The sequence below is a fragment of the Arhodomonas sp. AD133 genome (genome assembly GCF_051195215.1).
Taxonomy (GTDB): domain Bacteria; phylum Pseudomonadota; class Gammaproteobacteria; order Nitrococcales; family Nitrococcaceae; genus Arhodomonas.
This window is the reverse complement of the sequence record NZ_JBNAZM010000045.1, coordinates 14,550-38,309: the sequence shown is the minus strand read 5'-3', so window position 1 is coordinate 38,309 and position 23,760 is coordinate 14,550. Positions and strand designations below refer to the sequence as shown.

The following is a 23,760-nucleotide window of genomic DNA, read 5'->3' as shown; positions in this document are numbered from 1 at the left end:
AGACCCTCAAGGCATGGCAACGGGATCGGCCCGAGTTATTTCGAAAATTGGTATACGATCACCCGAGTCTCGACATCCATTGCCTTCCCGATCACCAGGGCGCGAGTGCTGGGGCAGGACGTTCAGTCGCCCGCCGGATTCCGTGGGATGTTCGAGGATGCCAAGGCGGAGCTGGAGGCGCTGGGCTTCGAGGAGCCGGTCTGGGTTCTGAATACGTTCGAGCCGCGCGAGCGGAACCCGTCTCAGCTGCAGGCCGCATTCTGTCATCGGGCGAGCGGGGTCATTGCGTGGGTTCTGCCGCCGGTGGATCCGGGCCGCGCCGGCCGGCCGTTGGTCTATTTCACTACGCGTCTCGAAGACGGTCGGTATGTCGTCACGCAGGTGGAGGATCCGTTTTTCCAGGTCATCGATGACCTCGCGACGCCTGCCCGCACCGTTGCAGCGGATGAGTTCCGGGGGCTCGTGGAACTGCATGCGGCGTTCGTCGCCGAGCAGGGTGTAGAAGTGGATCGCTGCTCGGGGGACGTGGCGTGCGTGCGGGAGTTTGCGGGTGCCTGGCAGCGGCGTTTGCGGGAGCGGCTGATAGAGCGTGGCCGGCTGCAGGTCTCGGACGGTATTGCGCGCCCTTCGCTTGGCTTCGGGCTTCGGATTCTCGTTGCTTTACATCGCCGACCGGTGGCGCCGCAGAAGTCGACCAGTAAGCCGGCGGCGCTGCTGGCATTGTTATGGCCGCAGTTTGAGCGCCAGAAGTCGCTGTCGCCGTCGAGAAGGCACGAAACGATTCTGTTCCTGGTCAGCGCGTTGTTGTCTCTGGCCATTGGTACGCCGGTACTGGGGTTCGAGCTCACTGCGATACTGCTCGGGGTGATCGGGTTTCACGAGCTCGGTCACTGGGTGGCGATGCGTGCTTTCGGGTATCGCAGCGCGCATATCACGTTCCTGCCACTGCTTGGCGGCGTCACCATCGGCCACGAGAATAGCCCGGACCCCGCCAAACGCGCCTGGGTCAGTCTGGCGGGGCCGCTACCGGGCATTGTGCTGGGGTGGGCGTTGGCCGCGTGGCTGTTCATGGGTGCGGGTCTGCAAAGTGCGCCTGGCTGGATGACATCCCTCGCTTGGGCGCTGCTGTTCGTAAACTATCTGAACGTGCTGCCGATACCGCCGCTCGATGGATCACACGTGGTGCGCGCGCTGCTGCCGGCCCGGTGGGTAAAGCTGCAGATTCTGTTTCTCGTGCTCGGCGTCGCACTGGCAGTCGCGGTGGGGGTGGCTCTCGAGTTCTGGATTCTGCCTGCGCTCGCGCTTTTCCAGCTCCTGCTGATACCTCGGATGATCAGAATGAATCGCGCGGTCGCCGCCGTTGAGGTGCCGCAGGACAGTCGGTCCGCGGAATCGGGTATGGCCATCCGGGGGATCCTGGATCACATGGAGGCGCTGTTCGGCGAAGCCGACGATGCCCGCGGTCGGTTGACCGATGCCAGGGAAGTGCTGGCGCTCGTGACCATGCGGCGTCTCCCACGCTGGCACGGCGCATTGATCGGCGGGGTGTTTGCCATTCTCGTTGCGGTACCGGTGGCCGGTCTTGCCGTCGCGACGGGCTTCATGCCCCTGTTTGCCACATTACCCGAAGCCAGTCCTGACACGGCCGTTCAGGCCAGGGTTCAGCACGAACGACAGGAGCTCGAGGCGGCCGCCGAGGCGATGTCGCTTTCGGAGCTTGTCGACGCGGTAAGTGGCGATGCCGCCACACCGCGACCGGCGACGCCGGAAGCGATTCGCGCTGCCGAATCCCGTCTGGGCGTATTGCCAGCGTCGTTGGCACGACTGTACGACGCCGCGAATGGCTTGCCGCAGTTGGCGCTGGGGCGGCTCTCGGCAGTGGGCCCCGTCAAGGAGGATGACGCGGCGCTTGAGTTACTCGGGTACGGTGTGTATGACGGTAAGCAGCTTCTCTTCCTTGCCGATGCGGATCGGGACTATCTGGAGCTGCCTGTCGAACACACCGCCGAGTGGTGGGTGCTCGGGAACAGTTCGTATGGCGATCAGAGGCTGTTCTGGGCGCCGAACGGCATGCCGGGGTACCCGGAGTATCACTTCATCGACTTTCATATGGAGTCGCCCACGGTCTATCGGGACGCCGGCCATTGGCTGCGCGCCAGATGGGTGGCCGATAGACTCTCGGAGGTCCGGCAAGCAGCCATTGCGGAACGGCGTGCCGATTTCAGGGCGAAGCTCGCGGACGCGGATGTTGGAGCGTTGGTCGAGCGCTTTCCTCGGCCGACTGTGTTCGCGCGGCTGATCGGGTGGGTTCCGGACTGGCCTTCTGGCGCTTCGGTTGATGCGGTGCGTGCGCTGGAGCGCCGGGTGGGTGTGTCCATGGACCCGGCTCATGCGGACCTGCTGCGCCTGCATGACGGTTTTCCGCCTTTGAGCGTGCTGTCGGCCGCCGATGTCGTGCCGTTCGAGGTGAGCAGTGATGCCGTGACGCCGGCGACGTTCGAGCGGGCCTACACGGGCAGCGATGGCACGGACGTCCGACTGACGCGGGAGGGTGTGAGTGACTGCTGGGTGGTGTCCGGGCTACCCATGCAGGAAAATGGCTCGATCATGCCGCAGTTGCTCTGGTGTCCGGACGCAGATGTCCGGGATCGCGCATTCGTCGATCTGGCAAGTGCGACGGTTCATCGCAGCTTCAGGGAATACCTGGTTCATGCGGTGGTGCAAAGGACCGTCTATTGAGCTGCCCGGACAATGCGCCGTACGGGGGACCATTCGGTGTACGCTGACGGCCGATTGACGACACGGCGGTCATTGGCCCCGGGGGCACAACAATGCGTGGGCGTGTTTGCTTGCCGGCGTGAACCAAACGATTCCATGATAAGGAGCTCGCCTTGATCGGACCGGATCCGAATGACCGTGAACCCATGAAGGGCTTTCCCCAGGTGGGTTTTCTCAAGAACTACGTCACCCGCGAGAACATCATCGTCGGGGATTACACCTACTACGACGACCCCAAGGGGCCGGAGCGGTTCGAGGAGAACGTACTCTACCATTTCCCCGTTATCGGCGATCGGCTGGTGATCGGGCGGTTCTGTGCCATCGCCCGGGATGTCACGTTCATCATGAACGGCGCCAACCACAAGACGTCCGGCTTCTCCACGTACCCATTCCAGATTTTCGGGAATGGGTGGGAGAAAGTCATGCCGACGCTCGGGGAGCTGCCCAACAAGGGTGACACCGAGATCGGCAATGACGTGTGGATCGGCTACGACGTGACCATCATGCCGGGGGTCAGGATCGGTGACGGGGCGGTAATTGCTTCCAAGGCGGTGGTCACGAAGGACGTGCCCGCGTATGCGGTGGCGGGCGGCAACCCTGCCGATGTCGTCAAGTACCGCTATGACCAGGCGACCATCGAGACACTGCTGGAAATCGCCTGGTGGGACTGGCCCGCGGAGAAGATCACGGAACACCTCGATGCCATCGTCGGCCGTGATCTCGATGCCCTGATCGAGGCGGCTCGCTGAGTGTGGCGGGCATGCGCAAGGCAGGTCATGGCGCAGGTGCGCGTCGATTCTGGGGGATTTGACCGTGAAGCTGTACGGCGATGTGAACTCCGGCAACTGCTACAAGATCAAGCTCGTTGCCTCGCTGCTGGACATCGATCTTGCCTGGGTGAATGTCGATGTCCTGGCCGGGGAAACGCGGACTGAAGCGTTTCTGGCGAAGAACCCGGTGGGCAAGATCCCCTTGCTGGAGCTCGATGACGGGCGGCATCTGTCCGAGTCCAATGCCATCGTGAACTATCTGGCCCGGGGTTCGGCGCTGGAGCCGGCGGATTCGTATCTCTATGCCAAAGTGCTTCAGTTGCAGTTCTTCGAGCAGTACGGTCACGAGCCGTATATTGCGGGGGCACGATTCATTGCCCGCTATCTCGGGCTGCCCGAGGCGCGCAAAGCGGAATACGAGGCGAAGCAGGAAGGCGGGCACAAGGCCCTGGCGGTGATGGAGGAGCAGCTGGCGCGGACGCCCTACCTGGTGGGGGAGACGCTGAGCGTGGCCGATATCGCCTTGTATGGCTATACACACGTGGCCCATGAAGGCGGTTTCGAGCTATCCGGTTATCCTGCAATCGGGCAGTGGTTGGAGCGGGTGGCGTCTCACCCGAAATACGTGCCCATGGGGTAGCGTGCGGCGCGCGTGTTTTTTCGAATGAGGAGGGAGGCGTGGAGCGCTGTGTATTCGATCATCTCGTGGTGACGGCGCCGGCGCTGGAAGTCGGTGCCGATTTCGTCGAGCGTTTGCTCGGCGTGGCGCCGGAGGCCGGCGGCGAACACCCGCGAATGGGCACGCACAATCTGCTCTGGCGGCTCGATGGGCTGACGTTTCTGGAAGTGATAGCGCCGGATCCCCGCGCACCGGCGCCGACGCGGGCACGCTGGTTCGGCCTGGATGGACTCGACCCGGCCGCTTCACCGACCCTTTCTGCCTGGGTGGCGCGAACCTCCGACATTCACGCTGCGGCGGCGCGCTCGCCAGAGGAACTGGGTGCCGTCGAGCCCATCACCCGTGGCGCGCTCGAATGGCTGATCACCGTCGCGGACGACGGCGCTCTGCCGCTCGGCGGTGCCGCGCCGGTGCTCATCGAATGGCAGACGCCGGACCACCCGGCTTCGAAGCTGCCGGACCGGGGGCTGTCGCTGGCCTCGCTGGAGATCTTCCACCCGCAGCCGGGCCGTGTGGAGCAGGTGATAACGGCATTGGACGTGGCGGCACCCTGTTCCGTTGTGCGAGCCTCGGCCGGTCGTGGTGTTGAGCTGGTCGCTCATATCGACACGCCTCGGGGCCGGGCCGTCCTCGCCACGGCCTCGCCGAGCACGAGCAATAACGAATAACGGAGACGCTCTGTGACCATGGCAACCACGCCTTTCTACGCTGCCATTCTGGCCTTGTTGTTCGTCGCCCTCAGCGTGCGGACGCTGCGACTGCGTCATCGACTGCGCATTCCGGTGGGCGACGGCGGCAACCAGACACTGCTCCGGGCAATGCGGGTGCACTCGAATTTCGCCGAGTATGTCCCCCTGACGTTGCTGCTCATCTTCATGCTGGAGGCAGCGGGCGGCCCCGGCGCGCTGGTTCACGGGTTCGGCGTATGCCTGGTCGTCGGGCGCCTCGTCCATGCCTATGGCGTGAGCCGGACTGACGAGAACTACCGCTTTCGCGTATTCGGCATGGCCCTGACGTTTATCGCGCTGGTTGGCGGGGCCGTGTCGTTGATCGGCGTTTACGCCTCGGCGGCGCTTGCCTGAGCAGTCGGTCGTTGCCCGCTGATGCGCACGGGCACGACCGGGGCCTTTCACGCGTCCGGCTCCTCGACGGGGCACTTCGCGCGGTAGCACGAGGAAATGCAGATTTCCGGATCGGCGCGTTTCGCCTGTGCGAACCAGTGCTCGGCTTGTTCGCACTGTCCCTGGCTCGCGTGAAGATAGCCTCGCATGCGGGCGGCTTCACCAGCTGCCCCGTATTGCGGGTCCACCCGGTCGAGCAGCACCGTCGCCGTGTCGAAGAGCGATTCCTCGATGAGGGTTTCCGCCGCGTCGAGGCGCTTGCGGTTGTCGTGCAATCCCTCCCAGTACTCGGCGTCGTGCTCGAGTCGGTTCGATAGGGACCCTCGTTCTTCCACTAGGGTTTTGCCATCCAATACGAAATTGTGTTCGTCGAACGCAAAGGAGTCGGCCGTCTGGGTGATCAGGCGATCCTGTTCGTCGAAGGCGTATATTTCCACTTTGTAACGGTTGTTCGCGTTCGCGTCGGGGGCCGTGCCGACCCGTGCCAGTGGCAGCTCAGTGCCGTTGTCCACTGGATAGTAGGCAACAGGTGTCGAGCCCTGCCTGTTCCCTTTGATTCTGACCTCGCTGAAACGCACGAGATAGCGTGATGCGTCCTCGGCAGGTGACCACCGGATATGGTCGGTATCGTCAGCCTTCGGTGGTTCGCCGTCGCGGGGTGGCCACTCGGGTGTCAGCGCCGGTTGAATGCGGAGGTGAACCACGGGTTCGGTTTGCTGAGTCGTTGCTTCGACCGTCAGTGGTTCGTCGGGCATCGCGTGGGTGCCGTGATAGGGCACGTCGTAGCGGGGCTCGCGCCCCGATATGACGACGAAGCGCCCGTTCGTGGGTTTCCCCCTCCACCGTCGGATGACAATCGTGTTGAGCTCGTACAATCCCGCCGGCAGAGAGAGCGCGAACCGGCCCTGTTCATCGGTGCGCAGATTACGGGCCCGATAATGTCCGTCCAGGGTGACATCGAGCACCACACCCGACGCCGGCTCGCCCTGGTAGGTGACTGTGCCTACGATGCGCGCCTTTCCGTGGGGCGGTGCCTCGTTCGCTTCCAACGACCAGTCTCCGCCGAAGTGTACCCGGTGACGAAACCTGTTGCCGGAGGCAACGTCCGGGAAAATGCTGGCGTCGACCGCTTTTGCGGCCTCCTGCTCGGCAATAGCGGTTTCTGTCTTGGTAACGGACGACGTTTCGTAGCTGGGTGCGGCCCAGAGGGAGTAGACGTAGCCACCGACCCACACCGGGAGGATCACACTCAGCGCGACGCCCGCGAGCGCCCCCATGGCGCTGTTGCGTGGCATTGTAGCGGGCCGGCCCGCATCCCACGCTGCGGTCACGGCGCTGACAAGTGCGAGCACGATCACGCCGATGGTGTCCGGGTATCCATTGCCGTCGAAGGCGCCGAAACCGATCCGCCCGCCTACCAGTAGCATCACCCAGAATGTGATCCACGGTATGAACGGGATGGCGAGGCCGATGGCGGCGAAGAATAGGGCGCGATCCCAACGGCGATTGAGGCAGTGACCGCCGATGAGCGTCAGGAGAGAAAGAACAAACGCTGCAATCCGTCGCATTCGTGGCTCCCTGCCGATGCCGAGTCAGGCGTCGGAGGGTAACGGAGCATTGGCGTCCGTGCCAGCGACGATGATCATTCCGCCTCCGCTTGCGGACGTTCCTGAAGACGTGTCTCGGCGCGTTGGAGCTCGTCCAGGGTGCTCTGGAGCTGGGTTTTCACGGCTTCCACAAGCTCGGAGAGTTTGCTGACGGTCTGCTGGCGGTTGTCGAGGCGGCTGTTCAGCGTCTCCAGACGCGAGCGGGAGTCGTCGATCCGCTCTTGCAATGCGTCGCGTTCCTGGCGGGCTTCGGAAAGCGTTCCGTCGAGCTGGGCGGCTTCGGTGCGGCGCTGGCTGATCGCGTTGATCAGGTTGTCACGCTGCCGGGTCGCTTCGTCGATGCGCTGCTGAACCTCGGTGAGTCGTTGCTTCGCCTGGGTAAGCGCCTTTTCGCGGCTGTTCAGGGTCTCTTCGAGCTCGGCAAGGCGTGTCTCCCGTGTTTCGATGGTCGCGGTGAGCTCGGTCGCGCGATTCTCACGTTCGGTGATGGTTCCCTGTACTTCGGTGGCGCGTTCTTCGCGCTCGGCGATGTTCTGGCGTAGCGTCGCGAGCCGGGTCTCTGCCTCGGCAATGGCCTGCTCGATCTTATCGATGCGGGCCTCACGCTCGTCGATGGTCCCGGCGAGCTCGGTGGCCCGGCTCTCCCGGTCCGTAAGCGCCTCGTCGAGCTCCGCGAGGCGAGTCTCCCGTTCGGCAATGGTTTCCGCCAGAGTGGTCAGGCGTTGCTCGTTCGCGGTAACGGCTTCATCGGCCTGACGCTGGCGCTGGGTGACGTCAACGATAGAGGATTCGAGTCGGTCGAGCCGTTCTGTCCTGTCGGCGATCGTGCTGTCGAGTGTCGAGAGCCGAGCTTGCCGTTCCTCGATACGCTGGTTCAGGCTCTCCAGGTTACTGCGGGCCTCGGCAATCCCGGTATTCAGCGTCTCGATCCGGGATTCCCGTTCGCCAATGGTCGCCTCCAGCCCGTCCAGGCGCTCACGCGTCGCCGCCAGGCTGTCGCGTAGCTCGGCGAGCGACTGCGCGGCATCCTCTCGGGCGGCAAGCTCTTCCCGCAGGGATGTGACCGTCGCCCGCGCATCCGCCAGCTCCGCCTCGAGCGTGTCCCGGGTCCGGGCGAGTGCATCGCGTTCATCGCGCGCGCTGGCAAGCTGTGTGGAGAGGGTGTCGTTGCGGGTGCTCAGGTCCCCGGCGCGTGCCGACAGGGTATCGTTGCGCTCGCGTAGCTCGTCCGCCGTCGCCTGCAGCGCTTCATTGCGCGCCGTCAGGTCGTCGCTGCGCGCTTCCAGCTCCGCGATCCGCGCCTGCAGGCGCTCGCGCTCCGCCGCCCAGGCTTCGGCCTGCTGCTGGTTCTCGCGATAGAGGTAGGCGCAGCCGGCGAGGCTGGTGGCGGCGATGAGTGCGAGTACGATGATGACGACGACGCTGGCGCTACGCCGCGACTCTGGGCTGTTCCCCGGCATGACGGTCTCCCAACGGCGATTCCGGTCGCGCCCGACGCGGCCTTCGCCCGTTTCCTGTTCCCGCGGCGACGCCGTCGGTGGTTCGATCACCTACGTGATAGTGTAGTTGTGCGTGCACGCATCACAGATGCCGCGGGTGCGCAGACGCATGAACACGGGGACAATACCCACCAGCAACACAAAGGTGAGCGCATGCCGGTGACGCTGGAAGCGGACTTGGTGGTGGCGCTGTCGTCACGCACCCTGTTCGATCTCGAGCACAGTCATGCCGTGTTCGAGCGCGACGGAGTCGAGGCGTATTCCCTCTACCAGATCGAGCGCGAGGCAGAGCCCTTGAATCCCGGGGTGGCGTTTCCCCTGGTCCGCAAGCTTCTGCGGCTGAACGAGGGGCGCGAGCGGCCGCTGGTGGAGGTGATTCTGCTCTCGCGTAACAGCGCTGATACGGGGCTGCGCATCTTCAACTCCGTGGAGTATCACGGTCTGGCGATCACGCGCGCGGCGTTCACCAACGGGGCGCCACCGTGGCGTTACGTGGAGCCTTTCGGGGCGGATCTGTTCCTATCGGCGGATGCCCGCGATGTGGCCGCCGCCTTGCAGGCCGGCTATGCCGCCGCCGCGCTGGTGCCCTCGGCGGTGGCGGAGAGTCCTTCCGACGAGATTCGCATCGCCTTCGACGGTGATGCCGTGCTTTTCTCCGATGAGGCCGAACGCGTGTTCCGCGAACGCGGCCTGGACGCTTTCCAGGCGGCGGAGCGCAGCGCGGCGCACGAGCCGCTGTCCGGCGGCCCGTTCAAGAATTTTCTGGATGCGTTGCAGCGCATCCAGGCGGCGTTCCCGATCGACGACTCGCCCATTCGCACCGGGCTCGTCACCGCTCGCGGCGCACCCGCCCACGAACGGGTCATTCGTACACTCCGGGAGTGGGGGATCCGCATCGACGAGGCGTTGTTCCTCGGCGGCATGGACAAGACACCGTTTCTGCGGGCGTTCGGGGCGGACATGTTCTTCGATGACCAGCGCGGCCATGTCGAGCGTGCCGCGAGCGCGGTGGCCACCGGCCACGTACCCCATGGCGTGGCGAACGAGGCGGCCGACGAAGGGAATTCCGAACGCCTTGAAGGGGCGGGGCAAAACCCTTAAGTTTGCCGCCTTTGCCGACCATGGGCGCCGGATGCGCCGGAGGGAATCGTCTTGAAGATCGTCTGCCTCGACCTCGAGGGCGTCCTGGTCCCCGAGATCTGGATCGAGTTCGCGGAGCTCACCGGCATCGCCGAGCTGCGCGCGACCACGCGGGACGTGCCCGACTACGACGAGCTCATGCGGTTCCGGCTGGACGTGCTGAACCGCAACGGGCTGGGGTTGCCGGACATCGAGGGCGTGATCGCGAAGCTGGCGCCGCTGGATGGTGCCAAAACGTTTCTCGACGGACTGCGCGAGCGTTACCAGGTGGTGATTCTCTCGGATACGTTCTACGAGTTCGCTCGACCGCTCATGCGCCAGCTCGGTTGGCCGACATTGTTCTGCCACGAGCTCGCGGTCGCCGACGATGGCCGCATTACCGACTATCGGCTGCGCATGGCCGACCACAAGCGGTGTTCGGTGGAAGCGTTCCGCGGCCTGAATTTCCGTACGCTGGCTGCCGGCGATTCCTACAATGACACCAGCATGCTGAAGGCTGCGCATACCGGCGTTCTGTTCCGGCCACCGCAGAACGTCGTCGACGAGTTTCCGCAGTTCCCGGTGGCACGGGACTACGCGGCGCTCGACGGGCACATCCGCGAGGCCTTCGCCGACTGACCTATGCGTGTAGCCATTCTTGCCGATACCCACGGGTTCGTGGATCCCCGGATCGCCAATCGTGTCGCCGAGTGTGACGTGGCCGTCCACGCCGGTGACATTGGCGGCGCGGACGTGTTGCTGTCGCTCCAGCCCCGCGAGGAGCTGGTGGCGGTGCGCGGCAACAACGATACACCGGAGAAGTGGTCCAGCGGCGAGCGTCACATGCTCGAAACGTTGCCCCGGGAGGCGAGCGTCGACCTGCCGGGGGGCCGGCTGGTGGTCGTTCATGGTGACGACAGCGGTACCGTCGCCGAGCGTCACCGCCGCTATCGACGCCGGTTCGCGGACGCCAGGGCGGTGGTCTACGGGCACAGCCACCGGTTGCTCACGGACCTCGACGAGGAACCGTGGCTGCTGAATCCGGGCGCCGCCGGCCGAACGCGTACCAACGGTGGTCCGTCCTGCCTCATCCTGGAGTGCGGCCGAGGACTCTGGCATCTGGAGCCGCTGCGTTTCGAGCGTCGCCGGTATCCCGGCTCACGCACCCGCACGCGCCGAGGTACCGAGCAGGCCGACGAAGAGGCGGAATGAGCCAGGGCGGGGTGGCGAACGGACGTGGCAAGGCAGCCGCCGGTGAGGAACTGGCGAACCTGCGCTCGCGTCTGACCGAAGCCCCCGCCGCCTGGCGTCCGGCGATGGAGCGCCGGCTCGGTGGCATCGAGCGGCGCCTGCGGCGAGGCCGTAAGCTGGGGCGCGGCATGCAGGCCGTGGCGCGAGATATCGAGCGCGTCATTGCCCGCCGCGGCGCTCGCGCCGCCTGCGCGCTGGAGCCGGACTTCGAGCTCGACCTCCCGGTCATCGACAAGCGCGAGGAGATCGCCGAGGCCATTGCCGAGCACCAGGTGGTGGTGGTCTGTGGCGAGACCGGCTCCGGCAAGAGTACCCAGCTCCCAAAGATCTGCCTGGCGTTGGGCCGTGGCGTCGAGGGCGTCATCGCCCACACCCAGCCGCGGCGCATCGCCGCGCGCAGCCTCGCCGCGCGGGTGGCGGAGGAGTGCGGCACCGACGTCGGCGCCGGCGTTGGCTACAAGATCCGCTTCAGCGATCACGCCGCCGACCGGACCCGGGTGAAGCTCGTCACCGACGGCATGCTGCTCGCCGAGACCCAGGGCGACCCGGACCTCGCCGAGTACGACACCATCATCATCGACGAGGCCCACGAGCGCAGCCTCAACATCGACTTCCTGCTGGGCTATCTCAGGAATCTGCTGCCGCGCCGGCCGGACCTGAAGGTCATCATCACCTCGGCGACCATCGATCCGGAGCGATTTTCGCGGCATTTCGGCGACGCGCCCATCATCAACGTCTCCGGGCGCACCTATCCGGTGGAGGTGCGTTACCGTCCGCTGGTCACCGATGACGAGGACGAGCGCGATCGCTCCATGCAGCAGGGCATCCTGGACGCGGTGGACGAGCTCTCCCGCGAGGGGCCCGGCGATATCCTGGTGTTCCTCTCCGGCGAGCGCGAGATCCGCGAGACCGCGGAGGCGCTGCGCAAGCATCATCCGCGGAACACCGAGATCCTGCCGCTGTTCGGCCGGCTCTCCGCCGCCGAGCAGCAGCGGGTGTTCGCGCCGCACCAGCAACGCCGTGTCGTGCTCGCCACCAACGTGGCCGAGACGTCGCTGACGGTGCCCGGCATCCGTTACGTCATCGATTCCGGTCTCGTGCGGCTGAGCCGCTACAGCTACCGCACCAAGGTGCAGCGGCTGCCCATCGAGCCCATTTCCCAGGCGAGCGCCAATCAGCGTGCCGGGCGTTGCGGGCGCGTCGCCCCTGGCATTTGCGTTCGTCTCTACGGCGAAGAGGATTACCAGGGGCGGCCGGAATATACGGATCCGGAGATCCTGCGCACCAATCTCGCCTCGGTGATTCTGCAGATGAAGTATCTGCGCCTGGGCGAGATCGAGGCGTTCCCGTTCGTGGAGCCGCCGGATCCGCGCTACGTGCGTGATGGCCTGAAGCTTCTCCACGAGCTGGGCGCGCTGGACGCGAAGGACACCCTGACCGATCTGGGCCAGCAGCTCGCACGGCTGCCGGTGGACCCGCGCATCGCGCGCATCCTCATCGCCGGCGATACCGAGCGCTGCCTGAGCGAGGTGTTGGTCATTGCCGCGGCACTGTCCATCCAGGACCCGCGGGAGCGGCCCATGGACGCGCGCGGCGCCGCCGACGAGGCCCACGAGCGGTGGCAGGACAAGAAATCCGATTTCCTCGGCCTGGTTCGCCTGTGGAATGACTACCACGAGCAGGCGCGCCACCTCTCCCAGCGCAAGCTGCGCAACTGGTGCCGCGAGCACTTCCTCTCCTACCTGCGCATGCGCGAATGGCGGGACATCCACCGCCAGCTTCGTGAGCTCGTCAAGAGCATGGGCGCGAAGGAGAACGACCAGCCGGCGGACTACCAGCCGCTGCACCGGGCGTTGCTCACCGGGCTGCTGTCCAACGTCGCGCTACGTACCGACGAGAGCGAGTACACCGGCCCGCGTAACCTGAAGTTGCTGATCTTTCCCGGATCCGGGCTCGCCAAGCGCCGGCCCAAGTGGATCGTCGCCTCCGAGCTGGTGGAGACCAGCCGCGTGTTCGCCCGCGGCGTGGGCGAAGTTCGCCCGGAGTGGATCGAGTCGCTGGCGGAGCACCTGGTCAGCCGCAAGCACTACGAGCCGTTCTGGGAGGAGAAGAGTGGACGCGTGGGCGGCTTCGAGGACGTCACCCTCTACGGGCTGCCCCTCGCCAGCCGACGCAAAATCAATTTTGCGCGGGTGGAGCCGGATGCCGCGCGCGAGGTGTTCATCCGCGAGGCGCTGGTGCGGGGACGCTTGCGCAGCCGCGCACCGTGCCTGAAGCACAATCGCGGCATCATCGCCGAAGTCGAGGAGCTCGAAGCCAAGGCGCGCCGCCGCGACGTGCTCGTGGACGAGGAGGTGCTTTACCGCTTCTACGCCGAACGCCTCCCGCGCAAAGTGGTGGATGGCCCGAGCTTCGAGCGCTGGGTCCGAGACGGCGACAACGACCGCACGCTGCGCGTGAGTCGCGAATTCCTCATGGAGCACGAAGCGGTGGACGTCACCCGGGAGGATTATCCCGACGCGCTCACCGTCAACGGTCTGCGCCTGCCGCTTCATTACCACTTCGAGCCGAATCACCCGGAGGACGGCGTTACCGTCGTGGTGCCGCTGGCGGCGCTTAACCAGCTCGATCCGCAGCGGTTCGAATGGCTGGTGCCCGGGCTGGTGGAGGAGAAGATCACGACGCTCATCCGCTCGCTGCCGAAGGCCTTGCGGAAGAATTTCGTGCCTGCGCCGGACTTCGCGCAGGCGGTGCTCGACCGTGTACCCGAAGGGGGAGGCTCGCTCACCGAAGTGCTCTGCCGGGAGCTCAAGCGCATCACCGGTGTGGAGATCCCGCTCGACGCCTGGGACGACGTCGATCTCCCGGCGCATCTGTTCATGAACTTCCGGGTGGTCGATGCCGACGGGCGCGTGCTCGAGCGTGGCCGCGATCTTGCCGCCCTGCAGGGGCGGCTCGAAGGGCAGGCCGAAGCCTCGTTCACCGGTGAGCAGACGGCCGAGTGGGAGCGCGAAGGCATTCGGCGCTGGGATTTCGGCGATCTGCCCGAGCATGTGACGGTCAGGCAGCACGGTGTCGAGCTGCGCGGCTATCCGGCGGTGGTGGACGAGGGCGATACCGTGGCCCTGCGGCTGCTGGATTCCCCGGAGCGTGCCGAGGAGGCGCATCACCAGGGTGTTCGCCGGCTTTTAATGCTCACGCTGCCCGATCAGAGCAAGTACCTTCGGCGCAAACTCCCGGGTGGGGACCGGCTGTGCTTGCTGTATCAGTCCATCGGTCGCTGCGAGGAGCTCAAGGCCGATATTCTCGCCGCGGTATTCGACCGCGTGTTCCTGCGCGATGGCGTGCCGCGCACGCAGTCTGCCTTCGAGGCGACGGTGACCGAACATCGTGCCGACCTGGTACCTCGGGCAACCGGGCTCGCGGAAACGCTCACCGACGTGCTGGAGCGCCATCACGCCATCCGCAAACGGCTCAAGGGCTCCGTACCGCTCGCCATGATGCACGCCCTCAGCGATATCCAGGAGCAGCTTGAGCACCTCGTCTACAAGGGCTTCGTGAGTGCCACCCCGGAGGCGCGGCTGGAGGATCTGCCGCGCTATCTCCAGGCGCTGGAGCGCCGGCTCGATCGCCTGGAGCGGGATCCGGGCAAGGATCGCAGTGCGCTCAACGCCGTGCGCCCGTGGTGGGAGCGTTACCGCGAGCGTCGCGGGCAGCACGAGCGCAAGGGCGTATCCGATCCGGCGTTGCGGCGCTTTCGCTGGCTTCTCGAAGAGTACCGCGTCTCGCTCTTCGCACAGGAGCTCGGCACCCGCGAAAAGGTCTCCGACAAGCGCCTCGCCGAGGCCTGGCGCGAGGTGCGCTAGGACGAGGTCGCCCTCGAAGTGCACGAGCACCGCGTGTCCGTCCTGTGGCATGCCGACGCTGAACGCGAAAGATATCGGCTACCTGACAGGCTACGGTGTCGCCCGGTCGGAACCGCTCGAGCACACACTTGCCGATACCTTTTCGCGCCATGCCTGAGCTAGATCCCCGAAGCGCAGACCGTAGTCGTTGCTCGTGTGCGCTACGCTTTCTCTAAACCGGACCTCAGGGATGATGCCCCATGTCGCGTATCCGTTGTTACGGCGCGCGAGGAATCTTTGCCTGGCGCGACGTGCTGACTCCGGAAGCGTCACGGCGGTTGTGCTGCCGGATGAAGCGCGCCGGTGGCGATGCCGCCCGCGTCAATCGCGGCGGGACACCCGTCGTGGATCCCGCGTATCGCCGCACGCGCGTCGTCTCAATGGATGAACATGCCCGCCGGCACGCGCTGGACGTACTGGAGGGAATGGCGTCCGAGCTCTCCCGCTACGCGGGTGAGCCTCTCGGCCCCTGTCAGCCGCCGATATTTCTCGCGTACTCACCGGGTGATTACTTCCGGCCTCACTGCGACAATGCCGACGATCCCCGCCAGCCGCTCCACGTCCGCTCCCGCCGGCTCACTGTCGTGCTGTTCCTGAACGGTCCGCGACCGCGCGGCAGCGGCCAGTGTCGGGGAGACGAGGGTTTCTCCGGCGGCGAGCTCGTGCTCTACTGCACCATGCCGGAGCCGAGCTGGGAGGATTTCTACACTGTCGTCCACGCCCGACCGGGTACGCTGGTGGCATTTCCCGCGGATACCTTTCACGAGGTGACCCCGCTTACCGCGGGGCGGCGCTACTCCATCGTGACCTGGTTCGAGAAGGCTGGTGCCGGCGGCGGTTAACGCCGCGTGCGCGGGCCCAGGGTGCTCTCCCGGAAGATCCCTCCAGCGTCCGGCCCTGGCGGTGGCGGGGCGGGGGGCACACCCGGTTCCGGCACACCGCCGTCGGGCGTGCGGAACACCCCGGGGTTCACTACGACCCCCGGCGGCTGGCGTTCGCCTCCAATCTGGAGCCCGGAGAGGAGACATGCCAGACGATCGTGCGTCGGGTCGGCACCGAAGCCCGGGTCGATGAGCTTCTCCGGCGTCGTTTTCTCTATCCCGAGCTTCTCCTGCACGCCGCTGATCGGTCCGAACATCGGACAGCGATCCGGGTCGGTGGAGTTGGGATCGGGAGTAAACCCGGCATCGGTGAGCAGGCGGCGAAAATACGGCGGCTCTACCGGGACCTCGTACCTCAGATAGCCCATGCCCAGGTGCAGTAGCTCGTTCAGTCCCGCTTTCAATGCCCCCGCCATCAGACCGAGGTCCAGTTTGTGCTGCTGGCCCACGGACAGGGGACCGAGCTGCGCCGTCTCCCGGTCGTAGGGCTGGGCGTAGAGCACCAGCCGTACGGTATCCATCTCCTGGCGGCGGCGGGGCCACTCCCCGTGCGTGGCGAGCACGAGCAAGCCCGGTCCGGGGTCCAGTGCCGGCTTCACGCGCAACCAGTACACGTCCGTCAGCCCGAGCCAGCCATAGAAGGAAAGCAATGCAGCTTCCAGCTGCGCGTCGAGTTTGGTGTAGCAACACAGGCGTACACCGTCCTCACGCCCTTTTGCCCTCTTGACCATCCGATGGCCCCCCATGCGTCCGAAACGACAATACCCGCTATGGGCAGGAGCTTGCTGTCTCCAGCATAGAATGATCCGGGGCGACTTCAAGCAGGGTCGGGGCCGGTCGACGACCGGGGCTCGAGCACCGTGAAGGCGCCGTGCACGAATGCTGTGCGATAAGCGGCCGGTAGCGGTTCCCGGGTTCCGGGGCCGAGCACGAGGAAATCCGGTTGACCGCCCAGTCGCTCGCCCCGCCGCTCCGGCACCACGTGGCGAATCTCGACCTGCTCCACCAACGGATACCAAGGCCGCTTCCGGGCGTAGACGTAGATCTGGGTGTACTCGTCAGTTACCCGCAGGGTGCCCTGCCGCGCGCGGAGGAAATCACCCACTGCGCGCGCCTCCCGCATTCGTCGTCCCACCAGTGGACGCAGCTTGGTGATGACATCGCCCTTGTAGAGCCCCGCGGCAAGCCAGTCCGCGACGGCGATAACCGCCGCAGCGGCGGGCGCCGCCGTGGCCGCGTACGCGGCCAAGGGAATCAGGTGATACGGTCGCCAGACCCGTCCCGTGGCGTTCAACAGCAGATAGACCAGGGCGCTCAGCCACAGAACCGGTTCAGGTCGGGCCGTGGTCGCCAGTAACACGGGAGGCGCGGCCACCAGCACCGCGCCGCCGAGCGATGCGTCGGGCTCCGGAATCATTCCCTGACCCAGTGTCTTTCGCCAGGACACCATGCGGCTGGGCACCGTAGCGCAGGCATATCGCAGGTCTGCCCACAGCGCCGGCCAAGAGGACTGGATGGCGACAACGGTGAGCAGACCCACGATTCCCAGGCCGAGGGCCACGCTCCAGAGGCCGTTGCCAGCGATCAGCACCAGGGCGGGAAATGCCAGCTTGAGATTGAAGCCTGCCGCGCCGAGTAGTAGCACCGCCGAGGGCCAGCCTTCTGTGGCCAACGCGAAAGCGAGAAGACCGGCCGAGAGCTGTTCCACCCATGCGTGGTTGCCGTGCAGGCGCACGGAGTGCGCCAGGCTGCCGAAGACCACGCCGGCCCATACGTTGTCGTACGCGAGAGCAATGCCGGTCGCGACGAAGGCAACTGCCCCGTGGTGGAGACGCTTGACCCACGCCACGTCGCCACGGGCCAGACGCGCCAGGAGCCATCCCCACAGGTGCACCCCGGGCGGTTTGCAGTCCACATGATCCCGGTAAGGTTTCGCTCCTGTGATGCCCCACAGTAGCCAGATTCCCTCGTCCTGCCCGATGGGCAGCCGGCTGTAGCAACGTGCGATCCAAAGCTGAGGCAGCAGCACCAGCGTGATGATTTCCCACAGCGGCGGCCATGCCATGCCGTTTCAACCGGCGGCGCGGGCGGCGGCTCTCGGCGGGGTTGTGCCCGACAGGGTCACGACGTTCTCGGCCCGGCCCCGTACTAGCCGGTCCACGATCTCGACCCCCTGCATGAAGCAATGATCTTGATTGGACACTTCGTACCGCCAGGCGCCAAAGCGCCCGCGGGAGTAAATGCCGCGGGCCTCCAGGGCCGGCAGGAGCCTGGCGAGTATAGTGTCGCGGTCCACGGTCGGCGTTGGGTAGCCGTACGCCTCCCGGTGCTGCCATACGCTAACGGGCTCGGCTCCTCGCGGAACCAGGTTTGCCTTCTCCAGAGCGGCCAGGGTACGTCCGGCCAGGTTTTCTGTCGCCACCGGCTGCCATGGGGTCTCCGATGCTTCGACCAGGAGCGACCACGCTCCGAGAAGCGGCGGTACGTTGTGAGGGGAATAATTGGAAAGAACGGTGACCCGGTGGAAGGGAATCTCGGGCTCTGGGAAGTAGACCCACGAGAGCCCATCTAGGATCGCTGGCCGAGGCCCTTGGAATCCGAAGCCAACGACGTGTACCGCGCTGTGGCGCAACGCCCCTCCCGCTTCCCTCGTCGCTGCTGGAATTCCACTGAGCCGCTGAAGCAGTTCCGGCAACGGGATACTGGAGATCAGGGTATCGAAACCAATACATTCATCGGCTGTCTCGACGGTGCGGCTGGTGGGGTCGATCGCTTCCACCGGCGCGCTAAGCGTCAAGACCCCTGGCGGCAGGCTCCGTGCCAGGGCTTGCCACAAGGCACCCGTACCGCCACGACGCGGAAAGCGGAAGCTGCGATTCGGTCCCCAGTCGGCCTTTCCTCGCCCGAACAGCGCCGAATACAGCAGTGTCGAGGGCCGGGGCAGGGCCACACGGTCGGCGATCCACTGCGTGCCGAGACTCTCGGCAGGGTATCCCCAGACCTTTTCGTTGTAGGGCAGGAGAAAATCCCCGGAGACGGCGCTTCCGAAGTATCGTCGTGCCCAACGGGCGAAGCTCTCCCCCGGCGGCGGGGGGCCACGCCGGGCGAGTAGCATCTCTGCCGCGGCCCGGCACGCGCGGCGGCGGGACACCCGGTGAACGTTCAGCTGATAAGGGTATGGCACGAATCGTCCGGCAAGGTATATCCGTGCGCACCGCCGGTGACAGGCCCAATCGCCCTTCAGGGCGCGGGTCGCCACCTCATTGTAGAGCGGGAACCGGCTGAAGCCGACGTGCCCGCCAATGTCCCAGACGAATCCGGCATCGTCTACTTCGCTCCGGGCAAGCCCCCCGACCACCGGCCGCGCCTCCAGTACCCGGAAGCGCTCGACTCCGAGCTGCTGGAGGCGGCAGGCCGCGCCGAGCCCGGTCGGGCCCGCCCCGAGGATTACGACCCGGCCCGGGGGAGCGGCAGGGCGTTGCGACGCAGGCGAACCTCGACGATCTCCCATATTGCCCTCCCGGCAAGCCGCCACAGGCGCATTCCCTTCAGTCCTCCGGCGCGGGCGGGTCCGGCGGCGGAGGAGACCTGTGCAATGCGCAGACCGCTCCGGTGGGCCCACGCAAGCAGGGTAAGATTCGGCACAGCCGCCGTCGGGGCGAGCCGCTCCAGCAACGGCGCCACGGCGTCTCGGCGCATCAGCCGGCATGGGCTGTTCGGGTCCTGGATACGGCCGTCGAACAGCCCCTTCAGAAGCCATCTTGCCCCCGCCGAAGCAATGCGCCGCTCGAGCGGTCGACGACCGTAGCGGCGCGCGACCACTACCAGGTCATGCGCCTCACGCCGCCGCCACAGCTCCGGCAGGATCTCGGACCCGACCTCGCCGTCTCCGTCTACTTGAAGCACCCACCGGCTTTTCGCTTCCCGGTAACCGCGCAGCAGGGTCGCACCGTGCCCCCGGTTTGCCTGCCGCACCACCCGGACCACGTCGGGGCGTCGGTCCATGCACTCGAGGGCCAGCCTGGGCGAGTCATCTATGGAACCGTCGTCATAGACCACGAGGCGATACGGCACGCCTAGCGTATCCGCGGCACCTAGCCAGGCCCGCAGAACTTCCCCGATCACGCCAGCCTCATTGTAGACGGGCATGACTACTGTCAGGCAGACGCTTGCGTCCTCATGCTGCCCGTTCCCGATCCGTGTCATACCCTCGCCTGCTGCCAGGTTCCGGGACTTCACAGCAGTCTTCGGGCTCCGTGTCCCGCATTCATCACAAAGAGCGTAGCAGCCGATGCACGATGCATTCGCTAGCTGGCGCCTTTCCCTTCAGATGGGATTGTTCTCGTCAGAAATCCCGGGAGGTGAATCTGCACTCTGAAGTACTGGCTCAACTCCCGCGAAGGGACTTGTGGGCTGCAGGCCATCCGCGCGGACCGTACGTTTGCCCAACGACGAGCCGAAAGCATTGTAGATACTCCGTTGTCGGTCAACTAGTAGGTCGTTTGCTCTTGGCAACCGACTCTGCCCGCACGGGCTCCGCCCTTCGCACCCGGCAGTCGACACCCGTCCCACAGGTTGACCGATGTTGGGCACCACCTGCGGCTGTCCCCAACCTATGTATGGACTCGCCTTGCTCGGCTGCCGATAGCGAGGTATCGAAGGATGGTTCCGCTGCGCGTAGCCTGAACAGTGGACTTTCGGTTCGCCTTTCTCCTGGCGCTTGATCATGTGGCAGCTATCTGTACAGCGTTTGCCTAAGTGACGGTCGCGTACTGCCTGGTTCTCGCCATTTGGACTCTCCGATCGACACATGCCTGCCGTCAGAGGAGTGCTCCCGCGATACGCTGTTGCGTCGTGGTGTCGCCCGTAAAGACCACGAGCACCAGGTCCGGTTGTTCCGCGGCGTGAAAGAATTGCGCGACGAAGTTGAGCTCGCCCAGCTCCGGGTCCTGCAGTCGCTTGGCGGTGGGCGAGCGGATGCCGACCTCGTGTGCCGGCCACCACTGCGCGAATTCGGTGCTGGCGACGGTCAGCTCCGCGGCAAGCCTGCGAAAGCGGGTATCGCCCGGATGCTGCCCGTAATCCCCGCGAAAGACGGCCAGGCATTGTCTGGCATGGCTTTCCCAGTCGACGAGCCGGGCGCGGAAGCGGTCGTGGCAGAAGATCATGCGCAGCAGGTTGCCATGGGTCTCCGGCGCCAGGATCTCCGGAACGATGCGGGCGGCCGCGTCGTTCCATGCCATGAGGTCCCACGGCCCGGTGATGTAGTAGGCGGGGTGGGGTGAGAGCGCATCGAGCAGGTGTTGGTAAGTGCCGTCGCCGGCGGCGTTCTTCCTGGGTGATGCCGGTGCCGCTGGCCTTGGCGAGATGCCGGAGAGCGCGATCAGGTGCTCCGCCTCGGATGCCGTCAATCGCAATGCGGTGATCAGCCGTTGCAGCACTTCCCGGGAGACGCCCACATCCCGCCCCTGTTCCAGCCGTGTGTACCAGTCGGCGCTGATATCCGCGAGCTCGGCGATCTCCTCGCGGCGCAGGCCGGCGACCCGGCGTCGTCGGGAGACCGGAAACCCGGCCGTGCGTGGATCGATTCGGCTGCGGCACGCCTTGAGAAAAGCGCCCATTTCCTGGCGGTCCATTAGTCTCGCCTCGAATCAGGGTGGGGTTCTCAATCCTAGGATAAGCACGTTCTTGTTGTTCGCGTCGGCGGAATTCATCGTCCCCGCTCGTAACGACGCTTACTAATCCGAGCACAGGTAATGCCACGTGTCAGAGCGCTTGTGCGATTCGGCTGCCAGGCGCGCGAGCGAAGGCGTGGCAAGGCTCACGTCGAGTGAGCGCAACGCCGCAGCCGAATCGCACGAGCGCTCCCTTCGGGCGAGGCTGTCGGGCGCTCTCGCGGCGTTGCTCGTCGCTCATGTAGCGCTTGCTATACCACGCTCCTCGTGCCTTGCGAGAACGCCCGAAAGGCTCGCTGACAGGTGGCATTACCTGTGCTCGGATTAGCAATCATCCTAGGAGTGTAAAGCGATGGCAAGGACAACAACGACAGCCGGTGAGCACTCCACTGCGCACGGATTGGCCGTGACCGCGCTCATGATGGTGACGGCCACCCTGGTGGTGGGCCAGCTCTACGCCTATTTGCCGCTACTGCCCGAGATTACCGCCGAGTTGTCGACGACGGCGTCGGTCGCGGCCTGGACAACGCCGGCTTTCGCGCTCAGCCAGGCCGTGGGGCTGGTGCTCGTGGGCTGGCTCAATCAACGGGTCACCGGCGGCCGGCTGTTCGCGGCGGGCATGGGCGCTCTGTCCATCGCCAGCGCGGCGACCGCAGCTGCCCTCATGCTCGCCAGCGAGGAGGCGTTCCTGCTGGGCAGAGTGGCTCAGGGATTGGCCGCAGCAACGTTTCCGCCGCTCGCCATTATGGCGATCGTCGAGCATACCAGCGCGCGCCTGCGGCCGACCGCGGTGGGGCTTTTCAGTGCGTCGCTGTTGATGGCGGCGCCCCTCGGGCAGATGCTGGCGGCTGCCGTCGCCGGGTGGTGGTCGGTGCACGGCGTTTTTCTGGCCTCAGCGGTGTCCTTGATGCCCATCGCCGTCGTGTTGTGGTTGCGGCGACTTACGGCAGCCAGAACGCCCCGCGACGTGTTCGATATCGCAGCGGTCGCGGCGTTGTTTCACTGGCGGGCGCTGGGGCGCATGTACGCGGTGACGCTGATTCTGCTGATGGGTCTGGTGTTCTACTACGCCGCGGTTCAGGCGGGGGACACGGGCGTGGATCTCCAGCTGTTCCGCCTGCTCGGTGCGCCGGCCGTGCTCATGACGCTGGTCGCTGGTGCGTTGCTCTATCGCTGGTCGGCGCCTGCCGTTCAAGCGTTCGGCTTCACGGTGGCCGCTTGTGGGGCGGTCGTCACCGGGCTCACGGCGAACGGCATCGGTCTGCAGGTGGGGCACTGGCTGCTGCTGGGCGGAATCGCCACCGCGGTGCCTGCCGTACTGAGCTTCATGGGCGAGCAGCCGCCCGAGCACCGTCAGCGCGCCATTGTCCTCTATACGATCGTGCTCTTCGCCGGTGCGAGTCTCGGGGCCCCGGTGGTTGATGCAATGGACGGGCAGCCGTTGAGCGTCAAGATGTGGCTGCTTGCGGTGGTCTACCTGCTGGCGACCGCATCCGTTGGGTCCTATCGGTGGTGGCCGGCACGGCTCGCGCCTGCGCGCACCGCCGCCGGTAACGAAACCGGTCAAGCCGCGGTGGAAGACGCAGCTTGACGCGGTCACCGGTTGCGCCCGCGCAATGCCCGTGGGGTGATGCCGAAATGGCGGCGAAAGGCGCGGGAGAACTGGCTGTGATCGGCGAAGCCGCATCGCAGTGCGATGGCGACGATCTTCTCATCGGAGCGCTCCAGCAACTCGCGTGCTCTGGCCATGCGACAGCGCTGCACGTAGCGGTACGGCGGTTCCCCGAAGGTGGTGCGGAACAGCCGCGCGAAATGGTAGGTGCTCACCCCTGCCACGCTGGATAGGCGGTCCAGCGTCAGCGGTTCGGCGAGGTGGCTGTGGATGTAGTCGCGGACCCGGGCAGCGCCGGCTGGTGAGAGCCGGCCGGTGACCGGCGGCAGCCGCCGCGGGCGGCGGGTGTATTCACGGGCGACATGGATGAGCATCCATTGGGCGAGATGGTCCACGCCCAGTCGATCCGCCGGGTTCGACCAGTCGCTGGTCAACATCAAACGTGCCGCGCGTTCCAGCGCCTCGTCGGCGACGAGGTAGTTCGGCTCGGGCTCGCAAGCAGCCCCGTCGGCGTCCCAGACTCGCTCCAGGGTGCGGGCGAGGTGATCCTGGCGGAAGTAGAGGTGCAGGAAACGGAATGGTGCCCGGAACCGCCAGCGCGATTCGGCGTCGCCGGTGAATACGCACGCCGCCCCCGGGAATCCCCTTTGCACCGCCCGGCCGGCCTGGATACGCCGGGTCTCCTGTCCGCCCTCGAGATAGACGCTGAGCGCGTGGTGCCCCGGGTTGTGGTAGGTGGCCTGGCCGTTCTCGTTGCGCCAACAGGCGAGTGACTGCCCGTCCGGCAACTCGAGCGTGCGTTCCGCCTGTGCCCCGTTCGCCGAGAGCACCCGGAAGACTTCGTAGGCTATCGGCTCCATGTT

At 65.9% G+C, this 23,760-nt stretch carries 19 protein-coding genes; 11 read left to right on the top strand and 8 right to left on the bottom strand.

The features are described from left to right. The 5 genes from ACPEES_RS18825 to ACPEES_RS18805 form a co-directional block, all read left to right on the top strand. Nucleotides 1-2,739, top strand: a 2,739-nt coding sequence (locus tag ACPEES_RS18825; protein WP_435105139.1) for a site-2 protease family protein, incomplete at its 5' end; no start/stop codon positions are given. A 155-nt stretch (nucleotides 2,740-2,894) separates the two neighbouring features. Next, nucleotides 2,895-3,527, top strand: a complete 633-nt coding sequence (locus ACPEES_RS18820; RefSeq protein ID WP_435105142.1) for a Vat family streptogramin A O-acetyltransferase — start codon at nucleotides 2,895-2,897, stop codon at nucleotides 3,525-3,527. Between the two features lie 64 nt (nucleotides 3,528-3,591). Continuing rightward, nucleotides 3,592-4,188 (top strand): glutathione S-transferase family protein, encoded by a 597-nt coding sequence (locus ACPEES_RS18815; RefSeq protein ID WP_435105138.1) that lies wholly within the window; start codon nucleotides 3,592-3,594, stop codon nucleotides 4,186-4,188. A 38-nt stretch (nucleotides 4,189-4,226) separates the two neighbouring features. Continuing rightward, entirely contained in the window at nucleotides 4,227-4,895 is a 669-nt protein-coding gene (locus tag ACPEES_RS18810) for a VOC family protein (protein ID WP_435105137.1), read from the top strand. A gap of 18 nt (nucleotides 4,896-4,913) precedes the next feature. Beyond that, nucleotides 4,914-5,309 (top strand): MAPEG family protein, encoded by a 396-nt coding sequence (locus ACPEES_RS18805; RefSeq protein WP_435105141.1) that lies wholly within the window; start codon nucleotides 4,914-4,916, stop codon nucleotides 5,307-5,309. Between the two features lie 47 nt (nucleotides 5,310-5,356). Here ACPEES_RS18805 and ACPEES_RS18800 read toward each other — a convergent pair whose 3' ends face one another. After that, nucleotides 5,357-6,706, bottom strand: coding sequence for a hypothetical protein (locus tag ACPEES_RS18800; RefSeq protein ID WP_435105136.1), 1,350 nt, complete (start codon nucleotides 6,704-6,706; stop codon nucleotides 5,357-5,359). A 284-nt stretch (nucleotides 6,707-6,990) separates the two neighbouring features. Beyond that, nucleotides 6,991-8,415, bottom strand: coding sequence for a hypothetical protein (locus ACPEES_RS18795; protein ID WP_435105135.1), 1,425 nt, complete (start codon nucleotides 8,413-8,415; stop codon nucleotides 6,991-6,993). 192 nt (nucleotides 8,416-8,607) lie between these two features. Here ACPEES_RS18795 and ACPEES_RS18790 point away from each other — a divergent pair, with 192 nt between their 5' ends. The 5 genes from ACPEES_RS18790 (at nucleotide 8,608) to ACPEES_RS18770 (ending at nucleotide 15,571) form a co-directional block, all read left to right on the top strand. Continuing rightward, complete coding sequence (locus ACPEES_RS18790; RefSeq protein WP_435105134.1) at nucleotides 8,608-9,555, top strand: 5'-nucleotidase; 948 nt, start codon at nucleotides 8,608-8,610, stop codon at nucleotides 9,553-9,555. 51 nt (nucleotides 9,556-9,606) lie between these two features. Beyond that, nucleotides 9,607-10,212 (top strand): bifunctional phosphoserine phosphatase/homoserine phosphotransferase ThrH, encoded by a 606-nt coding sequence (thrH, locus tag ACPEES_RS18785; protein ID WP_435105133.1) that lies wholly within the window; start codon nucleotides 9,607-9,609, stop codon nucleotides 10,210-10,212. Nucleotides 10,213-10,215: 3 nt separating this feature from the next. Then, a complete protein-coding gene (locus tag ACPEES_RS18780) occupies nucleotides 10,216-10,785 on the top strand; it encodes a metallophosphoesterase family protein (protein ID WP_435105132.1) in 570 nt (189 codons plus the stop codon). Next, nucleotides 10,782-14,690 carry an ATP-dependent RNA helicase HrpA gene (gene hrpA, locus ACPEES_RS18775; RefSeq protein ID WP_435105131.1) on the top strand — a complete coding sequence of 1,303 codons (3,909 nt, stop codon included), beginning with the start codon at nucleotides 10,782-10,784 and terminating at the stop codon, nucleotides 14,688-14,690. Before ACPEES_RS18780 ends, hrpA begins: the two co-directional genes overlap by 4 nt. Before the next feature lie 239 nt (nucleotides 14,691-14,929). Continuing rightward, nucleotides 14,930-15,571 (top strand): 2OG-Fe(II) oxygenase, encoded by a 642-nt coding sequence (locus tag ACPEES_RS18770; protein WP_435105130.1) that lies wholly within the window; start codon nucleotides 14,930-14,932, stop codon nucleotides 15,569-15,571. Here the strand turns inward: ACPEES_RS18770 and ACPEES_RS18765 are convergent. The 5 genes from ACPEES_RS18765 to ACPEES_RS18745 form a co-directional block, all read right to left on the bottom strand. Continuing rightward, nucleotides 15,568-16,341 carry a hypothetical protein gene (locus ACPEES_RS18765; protein WP_435105129.1) on the bottom strand — a complete coding sequence of 258 codons (774 nt, stop codon included), beginning with the start codon at nucleotides 16,339-16,341 and terminating at the stop codon, nucleotides 15,568-15,570. The genes ACPEES_RS18770 and ACPEES_RS18765 overlap by 4 nt on opposite strands. Nucleotides 16,342-16,427: 86 nt before the next feature. Next, nucleotides 16,428-17,675, bottom strand: a complete 1,248-nt coding sequence (locus ACPEES_RS18760) for a hypothetical protein (RefSeq protein WP_435105128.1) — start codon at nucleotides 17,673-17,675, stop codon at nucleotides 16,428-16,430. A gap of 6 nt (nucleotides 17,676-17,681) precedes the next feature. Then, the gene (locus ACPEES_RS18755) at nucleotides 17,682-19,121 is read right to left on the bottom strand and encodes a protoporphyrinogen/coproporphyrinogen oxidase (RefSeq protein ID WP_435105126.1); all 1,440 of its coding nucleotides are present in this window, start codon (nucleotides 19,119-19,121) and stop codon (nucleotides 17,682-17,684) included. Further along, nucleotides 19,058-19,816, bottom strand: coding sequence for a glycosyltransferase family 2 protein (locus tag ACPEES_RS18750; protein WP_435105124.1), 759 nt, complete (start codon nucleotides 19,814-19,816; stop codon nucleotides 19,058-19,060). Before ACPEES_RS18750 ends, ACPEES_RS18755 begins: the two co-directional genes overlap by 64 nt. A 614-nt stretch (nucleotides 19,817-20,430) precedes the next feature. After that, complete coding sequence (locus tag ACPEES_RS18745) at nucleotides 20,431-21,246, bottom strand: helix-turn-helix transcriptional regulator (protein ID WP_435105123.1); 816 nt, start codon at nucleotides 21,244-21,246, stop codon at nucleotides 20,431-20,433. Nucleotides 21,247-21,637: 391 nt separating this feature from the next. On the opposite strand from ACPEES_RS18745, the gene ACPEES_RS18740 reads away from it, so the two are divergent. Further along, the gene (locus tag ACPEES_RS18740) at nucleotides 21,638-22,876 is read left to right on the top strand and encodes an MFS transporter (protein WP_435105122.1); all 1,239 of its coding nucleotides are present in this window, start codon (nucleotides 21,638-21,640) and stop codon (nucleotides 22,874-22,876) included. Between the two features lie 5 nt (nucleotides 22,877-22,881). Here ACPEES_RS18740 and ACPEES_RS18735 read toward each other — a convergent pair whose 3' ends face one another. Next, the gene (locus ACPEES_RS18735) at nucleotides 22,882-23,757 is read right to left on the bottom strand and encodes a helix-turn-helix domain-containing protein (RefSeq protein WP_435105120.1); all 876 of its coding nucleotides are present in this window, start codon (nucleotides 23,755-23,757) and stop codon (nucleotides 22,882-22,884) included. Nucleotides 23,758-23,760: the final 3 nt, after the last annotated feature.